Annotated in this window: 20 protein-coding genes; 17 read left to right on the top strand and 3 right to left on the bottom strand. The window is 54.6% G+C overall.

Going from position 1 to position 18081, the window contains the following annotated elements:
• The first annotated feature begins 26 nt into the window (after positions 1 to 26).
• The 5 genes from KNP77_RS06725 (at position 27) to KNP77_RS06705 (ending at position 4159) form a co-directional block, all read left to right on the top strand.
• Positions 27 to 1082 carry an acyltransferase family protein gene (locus tag KNP77_RS06725; RefSeq protein ID WP_214889450.1) on the top strand — a complete coding sequence of 352 codons (1056 nt, stop codon included), beginning with the start codon at positions 27 to 29 and terminating at the stop codon, positions 1080 to 1082.
• A 90-nt stretch (positions 1083 to 1172) separates the two neighbouring features.
• Positions 1173 to 1490, top strand: coding sequence for an Asp23/Gls24 family envelope stress response protein (locus KNP77_RS06720; protein WP_236633343.1), 318 nt, complete (start codon positions 1173 to 1175; stop codon positions 1488 to 1490).
• A 202-nt stretch (positions 1491 to 1692) separates the two neighbouring features.
• On the top strand, positions 1693 to 2358 hold the full coding sequence (gene pgmB, locus KNP77_RS06715; protein ID WP_016509311.1) for a beta-phosphoglucomutase: 666 nt from the start codon (positions 1693 to 1695) through the stop codon (positions 2356 to 2358).
• A 222-nt stretch (positions 2359 to 2580) separates the two neighbouring features.
• On the top strand, positions 2581 to 2994 hold the full coding sequence (locus KNP77_RS06710; protein ID WP_214889447.1) for a Rok-like winged helix domain-containing protein: 414 nt from the start codon (positions 2581 to 2583) through the stop codon (positions 2992 to 2994).
• 112 nt (positions 2995 to 3106) lie between these two features.
• On the top strand, positions 3107 to 4159 hold the full coding sequence (locus KNP77_RS06705; protein ID WP_131456606.1) for a glycosyltransferase family 4 protein: 1053 nt from the start codon (positions 3107 to 3109) through the stop codon (positions 4157 to 4159).
• Positions 4160 to 4216: 57 nt separating this feature from the next.
• Here KNP77_RS06705 and KNP77_RS06700 read toward each other — a convergent pair whose 3' ends face one another.
• Positions 4217 to 5218, bottom strand: a complete 1002-nt coding sequence (locus tag KNP77_RS06700) for an LCP family protein (protein WP_214889444.1) — start codon at positions 5216 to 5218, stop codon at positions 4217 to 4219.
• Between the two features lie 41 nt (positions 5219 to 5259).
• Positions 5260 to 5901: a YigZ family protein gene (locus KNP77_RS06695; protein WP_214889442.1), complete on the bottom strand. Its 642-nt coding sequence runs from the start codon at positions 5899 to 5901 to the stop codon at positions 5260 to 5262.
• Positions 5902 to 6075: 174 nt separating this feature from the next.
• Between KNP77_RS06695 and KNP77_RS16130 the strand changes: the two genes are divergently transcribed.
• The 6 genes from KNP77_RS16130 to treC all read left to right on the top strand — a co-directional run bounded on the left by KNP77_RS16130 (position 6076) and on the right by treC (position 12996).
• Positions 6076 to 7200: a sensor histidine kinase gene (locus tag KNP77_RS16130; RefSeq protein WP_174545515.1), complete on the top strand. Its 1125-nt coding sequence runs from the start codon at positions 6076 to 6078 to the stop codon at positions 7198 to 7200.
• 22 nt (positions 7201 to 7222) lie between these two features.
• Entirely contained in the window at positions 7223 to 7918 is a 696-nt protein-coding gene (locus KNP77_RS06685) for a response regulator transcription factor (RefSeq protein WP_131438756.1), read from the top strand.
• A 95-nt stretch (positions 7919 to 8013) separates the two neighbouring features.
• Positions 8014 to 8862, top strand: a complete 849-nt coding sequence (locus KNP77_RS06680; RefSeq protein ID WP_214889430.1) for a DegV family protein — start codon at positions 8014 to 8016, stop codon at positions 8860 to 8862.
• A gap of 15 nt (positions 8863 to 8877) precedes the next feature.
• A complete protein-coding gene (gene treR / locus KNP77_RS06675; protein ID WP_131464096.1) occupies positions 8878 to 9621 on the top strand; it encodes a trehalose operon repressor in 744 nt (247 codons plus the stop codon).
• Between the two features lie 204 nt (positions 9622 to 9825).
• The gene (gene treP / locus KNP77_RS06670) at positions 9826 to 11274 is read left to right on the top strand and encodes a PTS system trehalose-specific EIIBC component (RefSeq protein ID WP_214889426.1); all 1449 of its coding nucleotides are present in this window, start codon (positions 9826 to 9828) and stop codon (positions 11272 to 11274) included.
• An 84-nt stretch (positions 11275 to 11358) separates the two neighbouring features.
• Positions 11359 to 12996 carry an alpha,alpha-phosphotrehalase gene (treC, locus tag KNP77_RS06665; RefSeq protein WP_214889415.1) on the top strand — a complete coding sequence of 546 codons (1638 nt, stop codon included), beginning with the start codon at positions 11359 to 11361 and terminating at the stop codon, positions 12994 to 12996.
• Here treC and KNP77_RS06660 read toward each other — a convergent pair.
• Positions 12978 to 13415, bottom strand: coding sequence for a hypothetical protein (locus KNP77_RS06660; protein ID WP_214889413.1), 438 nt, complete (start codon positions 13413 to 13415; stop codon positions 12978 to 12980). The two genes, treC and KNP77_RS06660, sit on opposite strands and share 19 nt — an antisense overlap.
• A gap of 182 nt (positions 13416 to 13597) precedes the next feature.
• On the opposite strand from KNP77_RS06660, the gene KNP77_RS06655 reads away from it, so the two are divergent.
• The 6 genes from KNP77_RS06655 to flgK all read left to right on the top strand — a co-directional run bounded on the left by KNP77_RS06655 (position 13598) and on the right by flgK (position 18078).
• Positions 13598 to 14752: a DEAD/DEAH box helicase family protein gene (locus KNP77_RS06655; RefSeq protein WP_214889411.1), complete on the top strand. Its 1155-nt coding sequence runs from the start codon at positions 13598 to 13600 to the stop codon at positions 14750 to 14752.
• Positions 14749 to 15417, top strand: coding sequence for a ComFC family protein (locus tag KNP77_RS06650; RefSeq protein ID WP_214889401.1), 669 nt, complete (start codon positions 14749 to 14751; stop codon positions 15415 to 15417). Before KNP77_RS06655 ends, KNP77_RS06650 begins: the two co-directional genes overlap by 4 nt.
• A gap of 58 nt (positions 15418 to 15475) precedes the next feature.
• Positions 15476 to 15820: a flagellar protein gene (locus KNP77_RS06645; protein ID WP_070328642.1), complete on the top strand. Its 345-nt coding sequence runs from the start codon at positions 15476 to 15478 to the stop codon at positions 15818 to 15820.
• Between the two features lie 24 nt (positions 15821 to 15844).
• Positions 15845 to 16096 (top strand): flagellar biosynthesis anti-sigma factor FlgM, encoded by a 252-nt coding sequence (locus KNP77_RS06640; RefSeq protein WP_016509310.1) that lies wholly within the window; start codon positions 15845 to 15847, stop codon positions 16094 to 16096.
• Positions 16097 to 16206: 110 nt separating this feature from the next.
• Complete coding sequence (gene flgN / locus KNP77_RS06635; protein ID WP_214889398.1) at positions 16207 to 16563, top strand: flagellar export chaperone FlgN; 357 nt, start codon at positions 16207 to 16209, stop codon at positions 16561 to 16563.
• 12 nt (positions 16564 to 16575) lie between these two features.
• Positions 16576 to 18078 (top strand): flagellar hook-associated protein FlgK, encoded by a 1503-nt coding sequence (gene flgK, locus KNP77_RS06630; RefSeq protein ID WP_214889393.1) that lies wholly within the window; start codon positions 16576 to 16578, stop codon positions 18076 to 18078.
• Positions 18079 to 18081 lie beyond the last annotated feature (3 nt).

The following is an 18081-nucleotide window of genomic DNA, read 5'->3' as shown; positions in this document are numbered from 1 at the left end:
AAAATTGCAAGATGCGAGGAAGAATTATGCGAAATCATTGGTACGACAATATTAAAGGCGTGCTCGTCTTGCTCGTCGTCTTCGGTCACTTGCTGACCGATGTGCGCGGTGCATACGACGACTTACTGCCGAAGTGGGTTTATTTGTTCTTATATACGTTTCATATGCCGTTATTCATTATGCTGAGCGGTTACTTCTTTCGGGAGAACCGTTATTTGCGTGTCATCCAGCTGTTCGTCGTCTACGTGATCTGGCAAGTCATTCTCGGCTCGTGGTTCGCCTTCACGGAAGGGGTCCCGCTCTTGTCGCTCGAGAACCCGGGACTGAACGTGCTCAAGCCGTACTGGGCGCTCTGGTATTTGATGGCCATCGTCATCTGGTACGTCATCACGCCGTACGTGACCCAGTTGAGAGGGTATGTGCTCTATGCGCTGTTGTTCGCCCTGTTGTTCGGTTTCCAAGAAGAATCGACCGGATTCTTCGCGCTCCGGAAAGTCATCATGTTCTATCCGTTCTTCTTGATCGGTAACTGGATGAGTGAGCGCAACACGATGAACTTCTTCGAGTTGCCGAAGCGGGCCGAGCAACGGAACCGTTACCGGGTCGGTGGGGCGGTCGTCTTCACCGCACTCACGCTCGGACTGCTCGCCTCGATGAGCTTCCAAAAAGAAGACACGTTCTACCACGTCGGCAACTTGTTCAAATTCCGATTCGCTTACGAGACGGCGGTGCCGGAGGCGATTTGGAGCGGCCCGTTCGCTTTCTTGATCGTCTATACGGTGTCGACGCTCATGGCCGTCAGCTTCGCGCTCATCGTGCCGGGGCGTGAGTTGCCCGTGTTCACGCGGGCGGGGAAGTATAGTCTATACGTCTACTTGGTCCATGTGTTTTTAATCGTCGCCTGGAAGGCGTTCGTGCCGGTCGGATTCATGCCGACGTCATGGCAACAGTTGCTCGTCTTGTTCGGTGTCGCCTGCCTCATCGTCCTGCTCATCATCAGCCCGCCGGCCCTCCGGATGTTGAGGCCGCTCGTCGAGATCGACGTCCGCCGCGCGCAGGACGTGAAAGACCCAAAATCGTAAACCCTTTTCTAAACGGCGGTTTTCCGCTACACTTTAGATGGGAACCGAAACTAGAGCTAAGGAAGTGACAGCATGCCATATGAAAATGGAATGAACAGTACAGAAGGAGACGTCAACGTCTCACGCCACGTCGTCGAGATGATCGCCGCGGTCGTCGTCAAAGAAACGAAACACGTGTCGTTCACACAAGAAGACACGAAACTCTCAGAACGTGCGCTCATGAAGCACGTCAAAGTCGATGAGTCGTCGGAAGGCGTCATCATCAACTTGTCGCTCTACATCGCTTACGGTCAATCAATCGTCAAGACGGTGACGGCCGTCCAAGAGCGCATCACCCAAGACATGGACACGATGCTCGCGATGACACCGCTAGCGGTGAACGTGAAAGTCGTCGGCATTCAATTGTAAAATGGTAGGAGGAGCGAAACGCTCTTCCTATTTTTTAATTTTTCTGCGAAAGCGGTTGCATAGATGAGGCGTTATCCGATATAATAGAAATCGAACAAGTGCAACCGTTTGCATCATTGACCAATCGTGCAACGGGTACTTGTCAAGTTCCCTAAATGTAGTCTGAGGACACAAACATTTGAAGGAAAGGCGGAAAGCATGTATGTCGACGATTGAAGCAGTCATTTTTGATTTGGACGGTGTCATCACTGACACCGCGGAGTACCATTACCTCGCTTGGAAACAACTCGGAGAAGAGCTCGACATTCCATTTGACCGCGAGTTCAATGAGACGCTCAAAGGGGTGAGCCGGACTGACTCGCTCGAACGCATCCTTGCGCTCGGCGGAAGACAGGACGATTTCACACCGGATGAAAAGGCGGAACTCGCCCAGAAGAAGAACGAGCACTACGTTGAACTCATTCAGCACATCTCTTCGGCCGATTTGCTTCCTGGCATCGTTTCATTTCTCGATGAAATTAAAGAGGCCGGTCTCAAAATCGGAATGGCATCTGCTTCAAAGAACGCATTCGCGGTCGTTGACGCACTTGGTGTCCGCCATTACTTCGATCACATTGTCGATGCAGCAACTGTCGCCGACTCAAAACCACATCCCGAAGTGTTTTTGAAGGCTGCCTCTGCCCTTGGCGTGAAACCCGAACATGCCATCGGCGTTGAAGACGCAGCCGCAGGCGTGACTGCAATCAAAGCGGCAAACATGTTTGCTGTCGCCGTCGGGGAAGAGTCGATGCTTGGTCATGCAGACCTCATCGTCGCTTCGACCGATGAACTCTCGCTCCGACGCATCCTCGAACGCGTCGGCGCGTAACAGACTACGTTCATCTTCCGTGAGATGACGACTGCCCCGAACAGTCGTCATCTTTTTTTTTTTTTGGTCCAAAAGTCCTAAAAAGTCCAAAACGCCCAAAAACAGATGACAAACACATTACACCTCCGTTACACTTTTAGAAGATAACAAGTAATAATTAGAAAATCTTGATTTAAAATAGGTAATCGAGAAGTTCAATTGGATGTAGAAGGGGAATTGTGTATGGAATCTACGAACATCAACGAACATATCTATCGCGAACTGATGGAGATCGAGGAGTCGTATCGTCAATTACAGCGCCGGGCCGAATACTTAATTTCTGAACTGAGCCGGGACAAACGGGAAGAAGAGCTGTCGACAGATCCATCAAAGCGGCTGCGTCCGCGTCGCGTCAATCAACGTTATCCGCTCGAGGTTTACGTCCATCAGGTCACAGACCTTTTGAAAGAACGGAAGACGATGAGTGTGCGTGACATCCAGATGGAGCTCGAGCTTCGCTACCGTCATCATATTAGCAACATCTACCAATTAATGGTCAAGATCGAATCGGTCAATCCGGAAATCAAGAAAGTCGGGCGCGGACTATATACATATGCATCAGCTGAAGAAGTCACGACTGAACCAGCACACGCTTGACCGACGAGAACGTTCGTCGGTTTTTTGCTGTAACATTTCTGATACGATTTTGGTGACGGGAAATATGCTATAATTCGCCAGAGTCTATTTTTTTGAGAGAGGAACGTTGGCCATGTTATGGATTGCCATGTTGGTCAGTTTTGTGATGGCCATCTTGATCACGCCGCTCGTTCGCCGGTTCGCTTTTCTGATCGGAGCGGTCGATCACCCGAACGCCCGAAAAGTACATTTACGGACGATGCCGCGAATCGGCGGCCTCGCCATCTTCATCGCCTTCCTGATCGGCTACGCCTTGTTGTTGCCGACGAGTCGTTATAACGAGGCCATCTTGATCGGAGCGGTCATCATCATCTTGACCGGCCTGATCGACGATCGGTTCCAGTTGAACGCCCGCATCAAGTTGATGGGGCAGATGATCGCGACGGTCGTCGTCTTGAACGCCGGGATGCGGATCGAACTCATCAACTTGCCGTTCGACCAACAGCTCTATCTCGGCGCTTGGAGCATCCCGGTGACGTGTCTCTGGTTGATCGGGATCACGAATGCGATCAACTTGATCGACGGCCTCGACGGTCTCGCCGCCGGGGTCTCGAGCATCGCGCTCGGGACGATCGCGCTCCTAGCCATCATTCAAGGGAACGTCTATTTGACGATGATGGCGCTCTTGCTGCTCGCGAGCACGCTCGGGTTCCTCGTCCACAACTTCTACCCGGCGAAGATATTCATGGGGGACACGGGTGCGCTCTTCCTCGGCTACATGCTCGCCGTATTCTCGCTGATCGGCTTCAAGAACGTGACACTGTTCTCGCTCGTCGTGCCGGTCCTCTTGCTCGGACTGCCGATTTCGGACACGATCTTCGCGATCGTCCGCCGGCTCGTCCAAGGGCGCCCGCCGATGTCGCCTGACAAGTCACACATGCACCACCAGTTGATCGATATGGGGTTCACGACGCGCCAAGCGGTGCTTCTCATGTACGGGATGACGTTCTTCTTCGGGATCGCCTCGATTCTGTTCGCGAAGACGACGATGGTCGGTGCCGTCATCACGTTCGTCATCGTCTTGATCGTCATCGAACTGATCGTCGAGTCGACGGAGTTGATCCACCCGAACTACAAACCGATCATCCAGACATCACGCCGCCTGCTCGGCCGGGCGAAGACGTGACTTGGATATACACATAGAAATGACCAAGGACGCCATGTCCTTGGTCGTTTTTTTAGGTCAGTACGTCGTCGTCTCGCTAAAACCGTCGCTTGAGTCAGGTTCACTGTCTTCGGCCGTCACCGGAAGACCGAGCTCTGTTTTCAACAGTGCCCGCTTATCGTTCAAATCCGCCTGGTCCAACTCATAATAGTAGACGCCGCCGATCGTCAAGTCGCCGCCTTCTAGCGTCTCTTGGTTGAACGAGCGGAGCGATTTCGTATACGGCTGGAGCTGGGACGCCTCGGAGAGCGACATGTTCGTTCGGATATTATTGCCGACCGCAGTCATGATCCGGTTGAGCTTCGTGAACGAATTGATCGTCGTCGCCTCGTTGATGATGGCCTCGAGCACTTGTTGTTGGCGCTTGGCCCGGCCGATGTCGCCTTCAGGGTCGTCTTTCCGCATGCGGGCATAGGCGAGTGCTTCCTTGCCGTCTAGCATCTGGACGCCCGGTTCGAGCTCGACGTTGCCGGTGGCGCGTCCTGAGATCGGGATCAATACGTCGACTTCGACGCCGCCGACCGCGTCGACGAGGTCTTCGATGCCGTCAAAGTTGATCGTCGCGTAATAATCGATCGGGATGTCAAACAGCGTCTCGACCGTGGTGATCGTCGTGTCGATGCCGCCGTACGCATACGCATGGTTGATCTTGTCCTTGAACTCGCCGTCCTCCGTGACGATATCGACGTACGCGTCGCGGGGGATACTGACGAGCGTCACTTGGCGAGATTCCTTGTTGAACGTCGCCACCATCAGTGAGTCGGTCCGTCCCTCTTCGAGCGAGGCACCGCCATCGACGCCGGCGAGCAGGACGGAGAAGTGATTTTTCGTCAAATCGATCGTGTCGTCGCGACGTTCCGATTTGTCGCCACGCGTCAGTTCGCTGTTCGTGGTCTCTGCCGTCTCGTTCGCCTTGAAAACGAAGTAGCCGAAGGCCGAACCGCCAATCAGCAGGACGAGGCCAAGCACGAGCAGACCGATTTTCCACACGGAGCGTTTCTTGCGGGAGTCTTGTTCCATGTCGTCTCCTCATTTCAGTCATTTCTTTTAGTATACGGGACCTAGCGCACAAAATCACGTTCGATGATACGGACGTCCTGGGTCTCGAGTCGGCCTTGACCGTTCGTCAAATCGACGAGCCAGGCGAGCGCTTCCTCGGTCGCTTCGACCGGTACCGAGATGTGGAACGTGACGGTGTCGGCATAGACAATCTCGTCAAGCAAATAAGCGGACTGGCGGAGCTCGTTCTCGACTTTCCCGATCCATCCGTAGTCGACCGCGAGCGTGAGACGTTGCATCGGCAACCGTTCGACGATCCCGACCGCATCGAGCCCTTCGCTCACCGTCCCGCCGTAGGCACGGATGAGTCCGCCGCCGCCGAGCTTGATGCCGCCGAAGTAGCGGGTGACGACGACGACCGTGTCTTTCAAATTGCGTTTACGGAGCACTTCGAGCATCGGCAGGCCGGCCGTCCCGCTCGGCTCGCCGTCATCGTTCGCTTTTTGGAATTCGTTCCGGGCTCCGATGATGTAGGCTGAACAATTATGATTGGCGCTCCAATGCGCTTTTTTGATCTTTTGGATGAACGTCTGGGCTTCCGCTTCGGTCGTGACGCGTTTAAAGTGAGCGATAAATTTTGATTTTTGTATGACGACCTCGTATTCTCCGTCTTGTTTTATAGTATAATTTTGTTCAGTAGACATTTCTGAAAATTCTCCTTTCTATTTTCATGTATTTTTTTTGAAATCGAGTAGGCGTCTGTAGATTAAGTGGCGAATTGTGAAGATAGCCTCTGATTCTTACTGGAAACGAACGCTTATGCAGTCGATAATAGAAATAAATGAGGACTTACTACCGAACTATTAGGGGATGGCATCGTGAATCATATTACCGATCGTACAGCATTAGAGCATATCATAACAAATATGATTGATACGGTGACGGAGAGTAAAGAGGAGATCGTCCGTATAACTGAAAATTCAGCTAATGAGTATTCGTCGATCCAAACGGAGCTAAAAGAATTGACGCAAAAGATCGAGTTTCACATTAAAGAGTCCGAGCGCCTCGATCTATTAGTGAAAGCGGCGAAGAATAAACTCGTTCAAGTGAGTAAGAAGTTCCATATACATAGTGAGCAAGAGATTCGCGAGGCGTATGAACTCGCCAACCAGATGCAGCTCGAGCGGTTCCTCATCCAAAAAGAGGAGATGGTGAGCCAGCAGCGCCGAAACGACCTCGAGCGGCGGTTGCTCGTCCTTCAGGATACGATGGAGCGGGCGGACCGGTTAGTCAGCCGCGTCTCGGTCGTCCTCAACTTTTTACGCGACGACCTGCAGCAAGAGTATTCGGACATGATGAAGAAGCAAGAGATGGCAATCAGCGTCTTCGAGGCGGCTGAGCGTGAGCGGCGCCACCTGGCCCGGGAAATGCATGACGGCCCCGCGCAATCGCTTGCCCATATTTTGATTCGGGCCGACTTGATCGAGAAGACGTTCGACCGAAGAGGCAAGGACGAGGCGTTCGCCGAACTGCACGAGCTGAAACGGCTGATTCGCGGGGCGCTCGTCGACGTACGACGCTTGATTTACGACCTGCGGCCGATGTCGCTTGACGACCTTGGCTTCTTGCCGACGCTCGAGCGTTATTTACATCAGACGGAAGAGTACACGGCGATCAAGACGCGGCTCAACTATCGCGGCAACCGGACACGTCTCTCGGAAAAACTCGAGATCAACGTCTTCCGGCTCGTCCAAGAGGCGGTCCAAAATGCGATCAAGCATTCGAAGACGACGGAAATCATCGTCAACGTCGAGCAAGCGCTAGACGTGATTCACATTCATGTGCGCGATCACGGGGTCGGCTTCGTGCCGAGTATGATCGGGCAAGAGTCGTTCGGTATCGTTGGTATGCGCGAACGGATCGAGCTTGTGAACGGCAGTATCAACATTGATTCGGAAATCGGCAAAGGGACGGTCGTCCGCATGTCGATCCCGATTTTGTAATACAGATAAAGGGGAGTGTACGATGGAAATGACAAATACAATCCGCATCGCAATCGTCGATGACCATGAGCTGTTTCGAGAGGGCTTGAAGCGGATCTTTGATTTAGAAGACGAGTTCACCGTCATCGCTGAAGGGCGGACGGGTGCTGATGCGATTCGCATCGCCAAAGAGGAGAAACCGGAAATCATGATCCTCGACATCAACATGCCGGACTTGAACGGGATCGAGGCGACGAAACAGTTGACCGCGGCATCGTCGGACACGCGCGTCCTCATCCTGTCGATCCATGATGACGAATCTTACATAACACATGCGCTTGAAGCGGGAGCATCAGGTTTCTTGTTGAAAGAAGTAGCTTCAAGCGAACTCATCTCGGCCGTTCGTTCGGTCGCGAAAGACGGGGCGTACTTGCATCCGAAAGTGACGACGAACGTGTTGAAGGATTACCGGCGCCTGCTCCAGTTCAAAGGAGAACAAGCCGAACGGAACGTCGTGAACCGGACGGACGATCCCGTCTATCGGTTGCTGTCGCGCCGTGAGGTCGAGGTGCTCCACTTGCTCGCCGATGGCCGCTCGAACCGCGATATTAGCGACATGCTGTTCATCAGTGAGAAGACGGTCAAGAACCACGTCTCGTCGGTCCTGCGCAAAATGGAAGTAAACGACCGGACGCAAGCCGTCGTCGATGCGATCCGCCGCGGGTGGGTCGAGATTTGACCTAGACCGATGCAATACATCGCTTTTGTGCTACAATATGGAATGGAATCTTAATTCAATTGGAAAAACGAAACGATGTAAAGTGAGGATATAGTATGGGAAACATAGCGATTTTGACCGACAGTACCGCCTATTTGCCGGCCGGATTTTGTGAGCGACACGACGTCCACGTCGCACCGCTAAGCGTGATTTTTGGCAGAGAATCGTTCCGTGAGGCCGTCGATATCACGACGGAGGCGTTCTATGAACGGATCGAGGCGGGGAATTTGCCGACGACATCGCAACCGATCATCGGGGAGACGGTCGAACTGATCGACAGCCTTCCGGCTGAAGTGACCGACGTCATCGCTATCACGCTCTCGAGCGGGATCAGCGGTACGTATCAATCGATGATCGCCTTGAACAACATGGTCGATGTCAACGTGCACGCGTTCGACTCTGAAATCTCGTGCATGCCTCAGGCATTTCTCGTCGAAGAGGCCGTCCATATGCGTGACAATGGTGCCTCGGCCGAGGAAATCATGCAGCATCTCGAGAAGACGCGTGAACGGATCCGTGCTTATTTCGTCGTCGATGACCTCGACCACCTCCAACGGGGCGGACGGCTCAGCGCGGCGCAAGCGCTCGTCGGCTCGTTCCTGCAGATCAAGCCGGTCCTTCATTTTCAGGATAGACAGATCGTCCCGTTCGAGAAGATCCGGACGTACAAGAAGGCGGTCCGTCGCATCGAAGAGATGATGGACCAATCGATCGTCGGTGACGGCGCGGGATATTGCATCGGCATTATCCACGCCAACTGCCCGGAACGTCAGGCCGAAGAGATCGCCTCGATGAAACAGAAGTTTCCGCAAGCGCAAGTCACGGGCGGTCATTTCGGACCGGTCATCGGGACACACCTTGGACCTGGCGCGATCGGCATCACGTGGTATCACCGCGAACGATAAACAGAAGACGGCCGCATGGTCGTCTTTTTCGATGAAGAAAGGAGTGGGCTTGTGGCCAAGTATCGTCAAATCTATGAACGGCTCGCCGAGCGGATGAAAACGGGTGAGTACGAGGCAGAGTCGAAACTGCCGTCAGAGACAGAACTCATGCATGAATACGAGGCGAGCCGAGGCACGGTCCGTAAGGCACTCGATCTGCTCCAAGAGCACGGCTACGTCCGCAAACATCATGGTAAAGGCGTGTTCGTGCTGCGCCGCGACCAGATCGAGTTCCAGTTCAACGGTATCGTCAGCTTCTCGGAAATATACGCCAGTATGCTCGGCCGTTCGATCGAGACGAGCGTCGCTTCGTTCGAGGAGATCGAGGCACCGAGTTGGCTCGCCGAGCGGATGGGTCTTGAGCCCGCCACGCTCGTCTACCGGATCGAACGGGTCCGCAACTTCGACGGGGAGAACGTCATTTTAGACGTGAACTATTTCGTCAAAGACCTCGTCCCCGGTCTGACAAAACAGATTGCCGAGCACTCGATCTATCAATACGTCGAGCGCGAGCTCGGGCAACAGATCAGCTACGCGAAGCGGAAAATCGCGGCCGAGGACGTGACCGAGCTTGACCGGTCACGCCTCGATCTTCACGATTATGAATATGTCATCGTCATCACGAACGACACGTTTTTGTACGAGGGGCGACAGTTCGAATATACCGAGTCCCGTCACCGGCTCGACAAGTTTCAGTTCAGCGATGTGGCGCGTCGATAAGGCTCCTTCTTCAAGAAGGGGTCTTTTTTGTCGTTTTGAATCGAGAGGAGAGGGAACAAAATTAGTGAACGCTTGTCACACATTCGTCACGATAAACTTATATAGATAAGTTGTTGACAGAACTCGTCTATATAAGTTAAACTTTGTTTGTAATCATATGTAACCGTTCTCAACAAACGCTTTCACACAAAGGAGGCCTATCTTATGAAGGCAGATTATCGTCAAATCGCCGCGGATATCCTAGAAGCCATCGGAGGCAAGGATAACGTCGATAAAGCGGCGCACTGTGTCACGCGACTCCGTCTCTCACTGAAAGACCAGTCGCTCGTCAATGAGGCAAAAGTAAAAGAAGCCGATCTCGTCAAAGGGGCGTTCGAGAACTCGGGCGTGTACCAAGTCGTCATCGGTGCCGGTGACGTCGAGCGCGTCTACGCCGAGTTCATCAAACTCGCCGGGCTCGAGGCGGCAACGGTCGCTGAAGTCAAATCGTCAGGCGGCAAGAAGATGAACCCGCTCCAAAAACTCGTCAAAGTGTTCTCGGACGTGTTCATGCCGATCATCCCGGCCATCATCGTCGCCGGTCTCTTGATGGGGATCAACAACTTGCTCGCGTCGGAAGGACTGTTCGTCGACGACGCGACGCTCATCGAGGCGTATCCGAACTTGCAAGGTTTATGGGACCTCATCAACATGATGGCGAACACGGCGTTCGTCTTCCTGCCGGCCCTCGTCGGTTGGTCGGCAACGAAGCGTTTCGGCGGCAGCGAAGTGCTCGGTATCGTCATGGGTCTACTGCTCGTCCACCCGGACTTGTTGAACGCATGGGGTTACGGGCAAGCGGCGCTTGAAGGCGATATCCCGACGTTCGACATCCTCGGGCTGTTCGAAATCGAGAAAGTCGGCTATCAAGGTCAAATCTTGCCGATTTTGGCCGCGGCCTTCATTTTGAGCCATATTGAAATGTTCTTGAAAAAACATGTTCCGAACGCGATTCAGCTACTCGTCGTGCCGATCACGACAATCGTCGTCACAGGTTTCCTCGCCCTTGCGATCGTCGGACCGGTCACACGTGGAATCGGTAACGTCATCGCGACGAGCCTCGTCAACGTGTTCGAAGCGGTACCGATTGTCGGTGCGCTATTGTTCGGTTTGTTCTATGCACCGCTTGTCGTCACGGGGATGCACCACTTGTTCATCGCGATTGACTTGCAACTCATCGCGGAGACGGGCGGCACGTTCATCTGGCCGATGCTCGCTCTGTCGAACATCGCCCAAGGTTCGGCGGCGTTCGCTATGTTCTTCGTCTACAAGCACAACGCCAAACAAAAGAGTATGGCGTCGACGTCAGCGATCTCGGCTTACTTCGGGATCACTGAGCCGGCCATGTTCGGGGTGAACTTGCCGAACAAGTTCCCGTTCTACTCGGCGATGATCGGGTCGGCGATTGCCGCCGTCTTCATCACGCTGAACGACGTCCAGGCCATCGGCATCGGCGTCGGGGGACTCCCTGGCTTCTTGTCGATCTTCACGGACAAGATCTTGCTCTTCATCGTCGGGATGATCATCGCGATCGTCGTCCCGTTCGTGCTCACGTTCGCCTTGTCGAAACGCTACATGAAAAAAGGCGAGCTGAAAGTAGACAAAGTCGCATAATATGAGGATTCATCAAGGGGAGGGACGGAGGTTCTTCCCCTTTTCCTATCAAAATGAAAACTCTTACAAAAGGAGCTGTCGTTCATGACACAAACAAACTGGCGCAAATCAGTCGTCTATCAAATCTATCCAAAAAGCTTTTACAGCCCGGAAGGCAACGCCACCGGCTCGATCAAAGGAGTGACGTCGAAACTCGATTATCTGGCCGATCTCGGCATCGAATATATTTGGATGACACCGGTGTACAAGTCGCCGCAAAACGATAACGGGTACGACGTGAGCGACTATTACGCGATCGACCCGTCGTACGGGACGATGGAAGACCTTGACGAGCTCGTCCGTGAGGCCGAGGCGCGCGGGATCGGACTGATGATGGACATCGTCGTCAACCACTCGTCGACCGAGCATGAGTGGTTCCAAAAATCGCTCGCCGGCGACGAACGGTACCGGGACTATTACATTTGGCGCGACGAACCGACGAACTGGGAGTCGAAGTTCGGGGGCAACGCCTGGAAGTATGACGACAAGAGCGGCCAGTACTTCCTCCACTTGTTCGACGAGACGCAGGCCGACTTGAACTGGGAGAACGAACAGATGCGCGAGGACGTCTACGAGATGATGCGGTTCTGGCGCGAGAAAGGCATCAAAGGGTTCCGCCTCGACGTCATCAACTTGATCTCGAAGCAACAGGACTTCCCGGAGGACGAGTCGGACGGCCGCAAGTTTTATACGGACGGGCCGCGCATCCATGAGTTCTTGAAAGAGATGAACCGCGAAGTGTTCGAGGGGCATGACGTCATCACGGTCGGCGAAATGTCGTCGACGACGCTCGACCATTGCGTCCGCTACTCGAGCCCGGACGAGCGTGAGCTCAGCATGACGTTCAGCTTCCACCACTTGAAAGTCGATTACCCGAACGGCGAGAAGTTCGTCGCCGCACCGTTCGATTTCGTGCAGTTGAAAGACATCATGTCGACGTGGCAGGAAGGGATGCACGGCAAGGGCTGGAACGCCATCTTCTGGTGCAACCACGACCAGCCGCGCGTCGTCAGCCGCTTCGGCAACGACACCGACCACCGCGTCGAGAGCGCCAAGATGCTCGCGACCGTGCTCCACGGCCTACAAGGGACACCGTACATCTATCAAGGCGAAGAGATCGGCATGACGAACCCGGGGTTTGACTCGCTCGACGAGTACCGCGACATCGAGACGCTCAACATCTACAAGTTGAAGCGCGACGAGGGCGTGTCGCACGAGGACATGATGGCCGCCATCAAACAGAAGTCACGCGACAACTCACGGACACCGATGCAGTGGGACGCGATGCCGCACGCCGGTTTCACGAGCGGTACACCGTGGATCAACGTGGCGCCGAACTACACGGAAGTGAACGTCGAGACGGCGCTCGACGACCCGGATTCGGTGTTCTACCACTACAAGAACTTGATCTCGCTCCGCAAAGAGCTCGACGTGTTGACGGACGGGGACTATACGCTGTTGACGAAACAGGACCTAGACGTCTGGGCGTACACGCGGAAGACGGACGAAGAAGAAGTACTCGTCGTCGCCAACTTCTATGGGCCGGAGACGACGTATGAGATCCCGGAACGGTTCACATGCGCCGACGTCGTCAGCCACAACTACGACGTGCCGCAGCTCGACGGAACGACGTTGTCGCTCCGGGCGTACGAGGCGATCATGTTCTATAAACGTAACGCATAAAGCATAATCAGAAAAACTCGCCAGACGACTTCGTCTGACGAGTTTTTCTGATTACATGGTAAGGCATCACGTCGGTCCAATGACAGGGAAACGTCCGACGAGGCGCTCGCGGCATCTCCGAAATTGTCGTCCACGACTTCCCCCGCTCGAGTGACGCGCACCCACAATTCAGTGTCGACATGGGACGGGGACGCGTACAACACGTAATATTTCGCATCGTACAGAGATAAGTATGTCACACCAATCACGTTAAGTTCCAGCTCGGGATACGTCATATCGACATAGGTTTCGGCTGCTCGGACGGCTCGTTGCTCGGCCGCGTCGCTACCGTTCAACACATACCAAATCCACCAACCGAGGCAAAACACAGCAATCATTCCTAAGCCGGTTAGTACGTTATGGATAGGTCGTTTAAACATGAAATCCTCCTCATTTCCAATTAATGGTCTACTCGTAGTATAGTCGGTAACTTTATTTTTCACCTCCGTCTGTCGCATGATATGACTTGATGTATTAGCATTAACCGTTCCTGTTCCATCAACGAGCATGACATGTGGATTTAACGGTTATATGCTAGCGTCAGAGAAAAAGGACTGATTTCATGGGACAACTTGTCATCCATCCACACGGGCAACGCGCCATTCGCTTCGGCGTCTGTCAGCGCTGTCTGAGCACCGATATCCGCACGTTCACCTGTCATCACGGCGCCTGTCAGTACTGCCGCAATTGCTTGCACCTCGGGCGGGTATGCCGCTGTGACTTTTTAGCAGAGATCGACGTCACGACGCCGGTCGAACCGACTGAACTCGTCATGCCGTTCGAGCTCGCAGACGCGCAACAGCGTGTCAGCGAGCAACTGCTCACGTGGTGGGAGAAACGGAAGACCGGTCTCGTCCACGCCGTCTGCGGCGCCGGCAAGACCGAGATGGCGTTCCCGGTCATTGCCCGCATCGTCAATGAAGGGAAGCGCGTTCTCGTCGTCTCGCCACGGCGTGACGTCGCCATCGAGTGGGCAGACCGGCTCGAGGCAAGCTTCACCGTCCCGATCACAAGGCGCTACGGGGGCGGGGACAAGGAATCGATCGGGATGATCACCGTCGCGACGGCCCCGCTTCTTGTGAATTTGCGCGACGTGTTCGATTATGTCCTCGTCGACGAGTCGGACGCGTTCCCGTTCGCCTTCGACTTCTCGCTCTGGTGGACGCTCTATCGTGCCGGGAAAGGTGTCTTCTTGTTCGTCACGGCGACACCGACGCTGTGGCAACGTCAGTTTCCAACCACCCACTTGTCGCGCCGCTACCACGACCACGACTTGCCGATGCCGCGGCTCGTCAAACAGACCGAGTCAGCCATTCTCGACTTTTGCCGGAGCCATGAGGCGCCGCGCCTGTTGTTCGTCCCGACGAAACCGGACCTTGTCCGTTATGGAAAACTGCTTGAGACGGCCGGGCTCGACTACCGGGCTGTCTCGGCCGACACTGATGCGCGGACGGATACGCTCGTCTGGCTAGAAGAAACGAACGGCATCGTGCTCGCGACGTCGATTTGGGAGCGCGGCATGACCGTCCGCGGCGTCCAGATCGCCATTCTCGATAGTGAACATCGTCTGTTCTCGACGCGCGCCCTCATCCAGATGGCGGGCCGGGCCGGACGTAAGCCTGACGCGCCGACCGGGGACGTCGTCTTGTTCTATACCGAGCGGACGTTCCGGCAAGACCAGACCATCCGCGCGATCGAGGAGGCGAATCGGCGATGAACTGCCTCGTCTGCCACCAACCGATGACGGTGCCGTGGAGTCCGGCGACGCTATTGAAACGCGACTGGGTCTGTCCGGACTGTGAAGCGATGTTGACCCCGCTCGAAGCGGGCTGTCCACGCTGCGGTCACCCTAGCCCAGACGGGAAGACGTGTCCGGACTGCATCCGCTGGCTCGCGCTCGGTCTCGATTTGACGGTCCGTTGTCTCTACGCCTACGACGAGGCCGGTGCGACTTGGCTCCATCGCTTCAAGTTCGGCGGGGACGTCGCGCTCGTCGGTCACGTGTCAGACGTGCTCAAACGGACGCGCGAACCGGGTGCCATCTACGTGCCGATCCCGCTCGGGGAGGAGCGGCTTTTGACGCGTCGCTTCAACCAGGCAGACGTGCTCGCCCGATTGATCGGACCGACAAAACAACTCCTTCAAAAAGAAGAGGTTTCAAGTCAGCGTGAATTTGGGAAAGGAGAAAGGCGGCACCGTCCAAACCCGTTTGCTGTACAAGCTGCGACTACATATGGGAAAATCGTGCTCGTCGACGACGTCTATACGACCGGCACGACGCTCCACCAAGCAGCGTACACATTGAAGAAAGCCGGCTATGCAGAAGTTTCTGCGGTTTGCCTGTTCCGGGCGCTAAACAAATCAAAAATGCGTCCGATATAAAAGGCAGAGGTGAATGACATTGGAAGCAGCAACTTGTCAGATGTGTGGGCGTTTGTTTATGAAACAAAGCCGCTCGCCGTACTGTCCGTCATGCAGTGAAGTCGATTTCCAAAACTTCTTGAAAGTTCGGGACTTCATTCGGGAACCAGCCAACAAACAGACAACGATCGGGGCCTTAGTCGAAGCGACAGGTGTCTCCGAACTTGATATCACGCGATATATCCATGAAGGACGCTTGATCATCAAGGACAACCCAGCAATGAGCATCGCTTGTGTGCGCTGCGGCAAGGCGACGAACGCAGGAAAAGTTTGTTCGGCTTGTCAGGCGGAGATGCAGCAAGAACTACAAGGTTTACAAGCAAGTGTAAACAAGACGAGCGCTCGCGCTTATCGTTTGGACTAACAACTTAGAAGAGGGGGGACACGCATGCGCATCGATTCTGCAAAGTGGGTACATTTACCGAACACTTACGAGAAGAAAACGCTAGCCGAGACGAAGCCCGAGCTAACACGCCAAACGGACCGAATATCGATATCGGCTGAAGCCCGCGCCCGGTTTGAAGAACCGGTGAAAAATCCGGACCGTCTTGAGAAGATCAGCGCCTTGAAGGCGGAGATCAACGCAGGGACGTATACACGGGACGCGCGCGACATCGCCAAACGCTTTCTACAAGGATGAATGGAAGCGAGGTCCGCTTGAGGCCTTCGCACTTATAACACGGCACGGAAGCTGACTAGACAAGGGAATCCCTTTTTAGTCGGCTCTTTTTTTGGAAAAAGGAGACCATTATGCTCACATTACATACACGTTTACTCGAACTCGCTTACGCAAAAGAACAACAACTCATCAAAGGCGATATGCCCGCTTTCAGCGCGCTCGTCAAAGAAGAAGCGACGATTGTCCGACAAATCGGACAAAAAGAGACGGAACGACTTCAAGGTTTGCTCGTTTTGGACGATGAAGAGAAGGAAGCGCTACGACCGGTGCTGTTCGAACTGAAGCGACAGAATGAACTGAACGCGACGTTGCTCGAACAGTCGCTCCGGTATATCAATTGGCATTTGGACATGCTCATGCCAGAAGCAGACGATTTCACATACGGGCAACAGGCGTTCGAGACACGCTCGTTCAGCCGTGACGTATAAGGAGGAACATTCATGGGCTCAACATTTATGGGATTAGAGACGGCGCGACGCAGTTTGACGACGCACCAGTGGGCGCTGCAGGCGACGGGGAACAACGTCGCCAACGCCTCGAACCCGGGCTACTCGCGTCAACGACTGTCAATTGGCATGACCGAACAGCTGAGTGTCAACTTCGGCGGGACGAAGGCCGGACAGTTCGGGACGGGCGTACGCGGGGAGACGCTCGCCCGCATCCGTGACTTGATGATCGACCAACAGTACCGTGACGAGACGGTCAAAAACTCGTTTTACGCGACGAAAGAAGCGGCGTTCGGCCGGATGGAAGATATCATCAACGAACCTTCTGAGAATGGTCTCGCCAAATCGCTCGACTTGTTCTGGGGATCGCTCCAAGATTTGTCGGTCAACCCGGACGACACCGGCGCCCGCAGCGTCGTTCGTCAACGGGCGATGACGCTCGCCGAGACGTTCAACTATATGTCGTCCTCGCTCACGAAAGTCCAAGACGATTTGAAGTCAGAAGCCGACGTCGTCATCAAGAAAGTGAACGACCTGTTGACGAAGATCAGCGACGTCAACCGCCAAATCGGGGACGCGGAACCGCTCGGCGCGCTCCCAAACGAACTGTATGACGCACGTGACCGCTACATGGACGAGCTCGCGCAATACGTCGAGTTCGAGCGCAAACCGGTCGACTACTTGAACGGCGAGACGCGCGGTAACTCGCAGCGGATGGCCGAGGGGCGGATCGATATTGTCGTCAACCTCGGAACGAAAGCCGCACCGAACAACGTGACACTCGTTGACGCCATCGGAGGAGGGGTCGGGAAATTTGACGGCCTCGAATTGACGGATGCGGCAGGCGCAGTCACGCCGCTCACCCACGCCGAGATTCCGAACGGGAAGTTGAAAGCACTCGTCGAAATGTATGGTGAGGGTGCGAGCGAAGGGATTGACGGGGCATTTACCGTCATGCTGAAAGATTTGGATGAGATGGCCAATCAATTCGCGACTGCCTTCAACACCGCACATAGTGGCAATATCGATGCGACAGGTGTCGCCGGCACAGATCAATTCTTTGTGAACGTGACGAGTGCGGCGGATATAACCGTCGGCGATGACATTATGAAGAACCTCGATTTGATCGCCGCTTCAAAAGACGGCAACATCGGCGACGGCAGCGGGGCGTTGGCGCTTGCCGACTTGAAAAACCAAGCGTTGGCGTTTACGGGAGGCTCGGTCACGACCAATTCGTCGATCGGGAAGTATTATCAAAACGTCATCGGCAACATGGCCGTCTCGGCGAGCCAGAGCGGAAGCCTCGCCAAGAGCACGTTCGCGCTCATGGCGAGCTCGGACCAACGCCGTCAATCGGTGAGCGCGGTCTCGCTCGACGAAGAGATGACGATGATGATCCAGTATCAGCACGCCTATAATGCGGCGGCACGGAACATCACGGCGGTCGACGAGATGCTCGACAAAATCATTAACGGCATGGGTGTCGTAGGGAGGTAATGA

This window comes from Exiguobacterium sp. s142, assembly GCF_018618455.1.
GTDB classification, from domain to species: domain Bacteria; phylum Bacillota; class Bacilli; order Exiguobacteriales; family Exiguobacteriaceae; genus Exiguobacterium; species Exiguobacterium aurantiacum_A.
The sequence above is the reverse complement of the archived record's forward strand: the minus strand, read 5'-3'. Positions and strand labels throughout refer to the sequence as shown.

Coding starts and splice junctions, on each gene's coding strand:
- KNP77_RS06725 (WP_214889450.1), top strand. CDS start 27: ATGCGAAATCATTGGTACGACAATATTAAAGGCGTGCTCGTCTTGCTC.
- KNP77_RS06720 (WP_236633343.1), top strand. CDS start 1,173: ATGAACAGTACAGAAGGAGACGTCAACGTCTCACGCCACGTCGTCGAG.
- pgmB (WP_016509311.1), top strand. CDS start 1,693: ATGTCGACGATTGAAGCAGTCATTTTTGATTTGGACGGTGTCATCACT.
- KNP77_RS06710 (WP_214889447.1), top strand. CDS start 2,581: ATGGAATCTACGAACATCAACGAACATATCTATCGCGAACTGATGGAG.
- KNP77_RS06705 (WP_131456606.1), top strand. CDS start 3,107: ATGTTATGGATTGCCATGTTGGTCAGTTTTGTGATGGCCATCTTGATC.
- KNP77_RS06700 (WP_214889444.1), bottom strand. CDS start 5,218: ATGGAACAAGACTCCCGCAAGAAACGCTCCGTGTGGAAAATCGGTCTG.
- KNP77_RS06695 (WP_214889442.1), bottom strand. CDS start 5,901: ATGTCTACTGAACAAAATTATACTATAAAACAAGACGGAGAATACGAG.
- KNP77_RS06685 (WP_131438756.1), top strand. CDS start 7,223: ATGGAAATGACAAATACAATCCGCATCGCAATCGTCGATGACCATGAG.
- KNP77_RS06680 (WP_214889430.1), top strand. CDS start 8,014: ATGGGAAACATAGCGATTTTGACCGACAGTACCGCCTATTTGCCGGCC.
- treR (WP_131464096.1), top strand. CDS start 8,878: ATGGTCGTCTTTTTCGATGAAGAAAGGAGTGGGCTTGTGGCCAAGTAT.
- treP (WP_214889426.1), top strand. CDS start 9,826: ATGAAGGCAGATTATCGTCAAATCGCCGCGGATATCCTAGAAGCCATC.
- treC (WP_214889415.1), top strand. CDS start 11,359: ATGACACAAACAAACTGGCGCAAATCAGTCGTCTATCAAATCTATCCA.
- KNP77_RS06660 (WP_214889413.1), bottom strand. CDS start 13,415: ATGTTTAAACGACCTATCCATAACGTACTAACCGGCTTAGGAATGATT.
- KNP77_RS06655 (WP_214889411.1), top strand. CDS start 13,598: ATGGGACAACTTGTCATCCATCCACACGGGCAACGCGCCATTCGCTTC.
- KNP77_RS06650 (WP_214889401.1), top strand. CDS start 14,749: ATGAACTGCCTCGTCTGCCACCAACCGATGACGGTGCCGTGGAGTCCG.
- KNP77_RS06645 (WP_070328642.1), top strand. CDS start 15,476: ATGAAACAAAGCCGCTCGCCGTACTGTCCGTCATGCAGTGAAGTCGAT.
- KNP77_RS06640 (WP_016509310.1), top strand. CDS start 15,845: ATGCGCATCGATTCTGCAAAGTGGGTACATTTACCGAACACTTACGAG.
- flgN (WP_214889398.1), top strand. CDS start 16,207: ATGCTCACATTACATACACGTTTACTCGAACTCGCTTACGCAAAAGAA.
- flgK (WP_214889393.1), top strand. CDS start 16,576: ATGGGCTCAACATTTATGGGATTAGAGACGGCGCGACGCAGTTTGACG.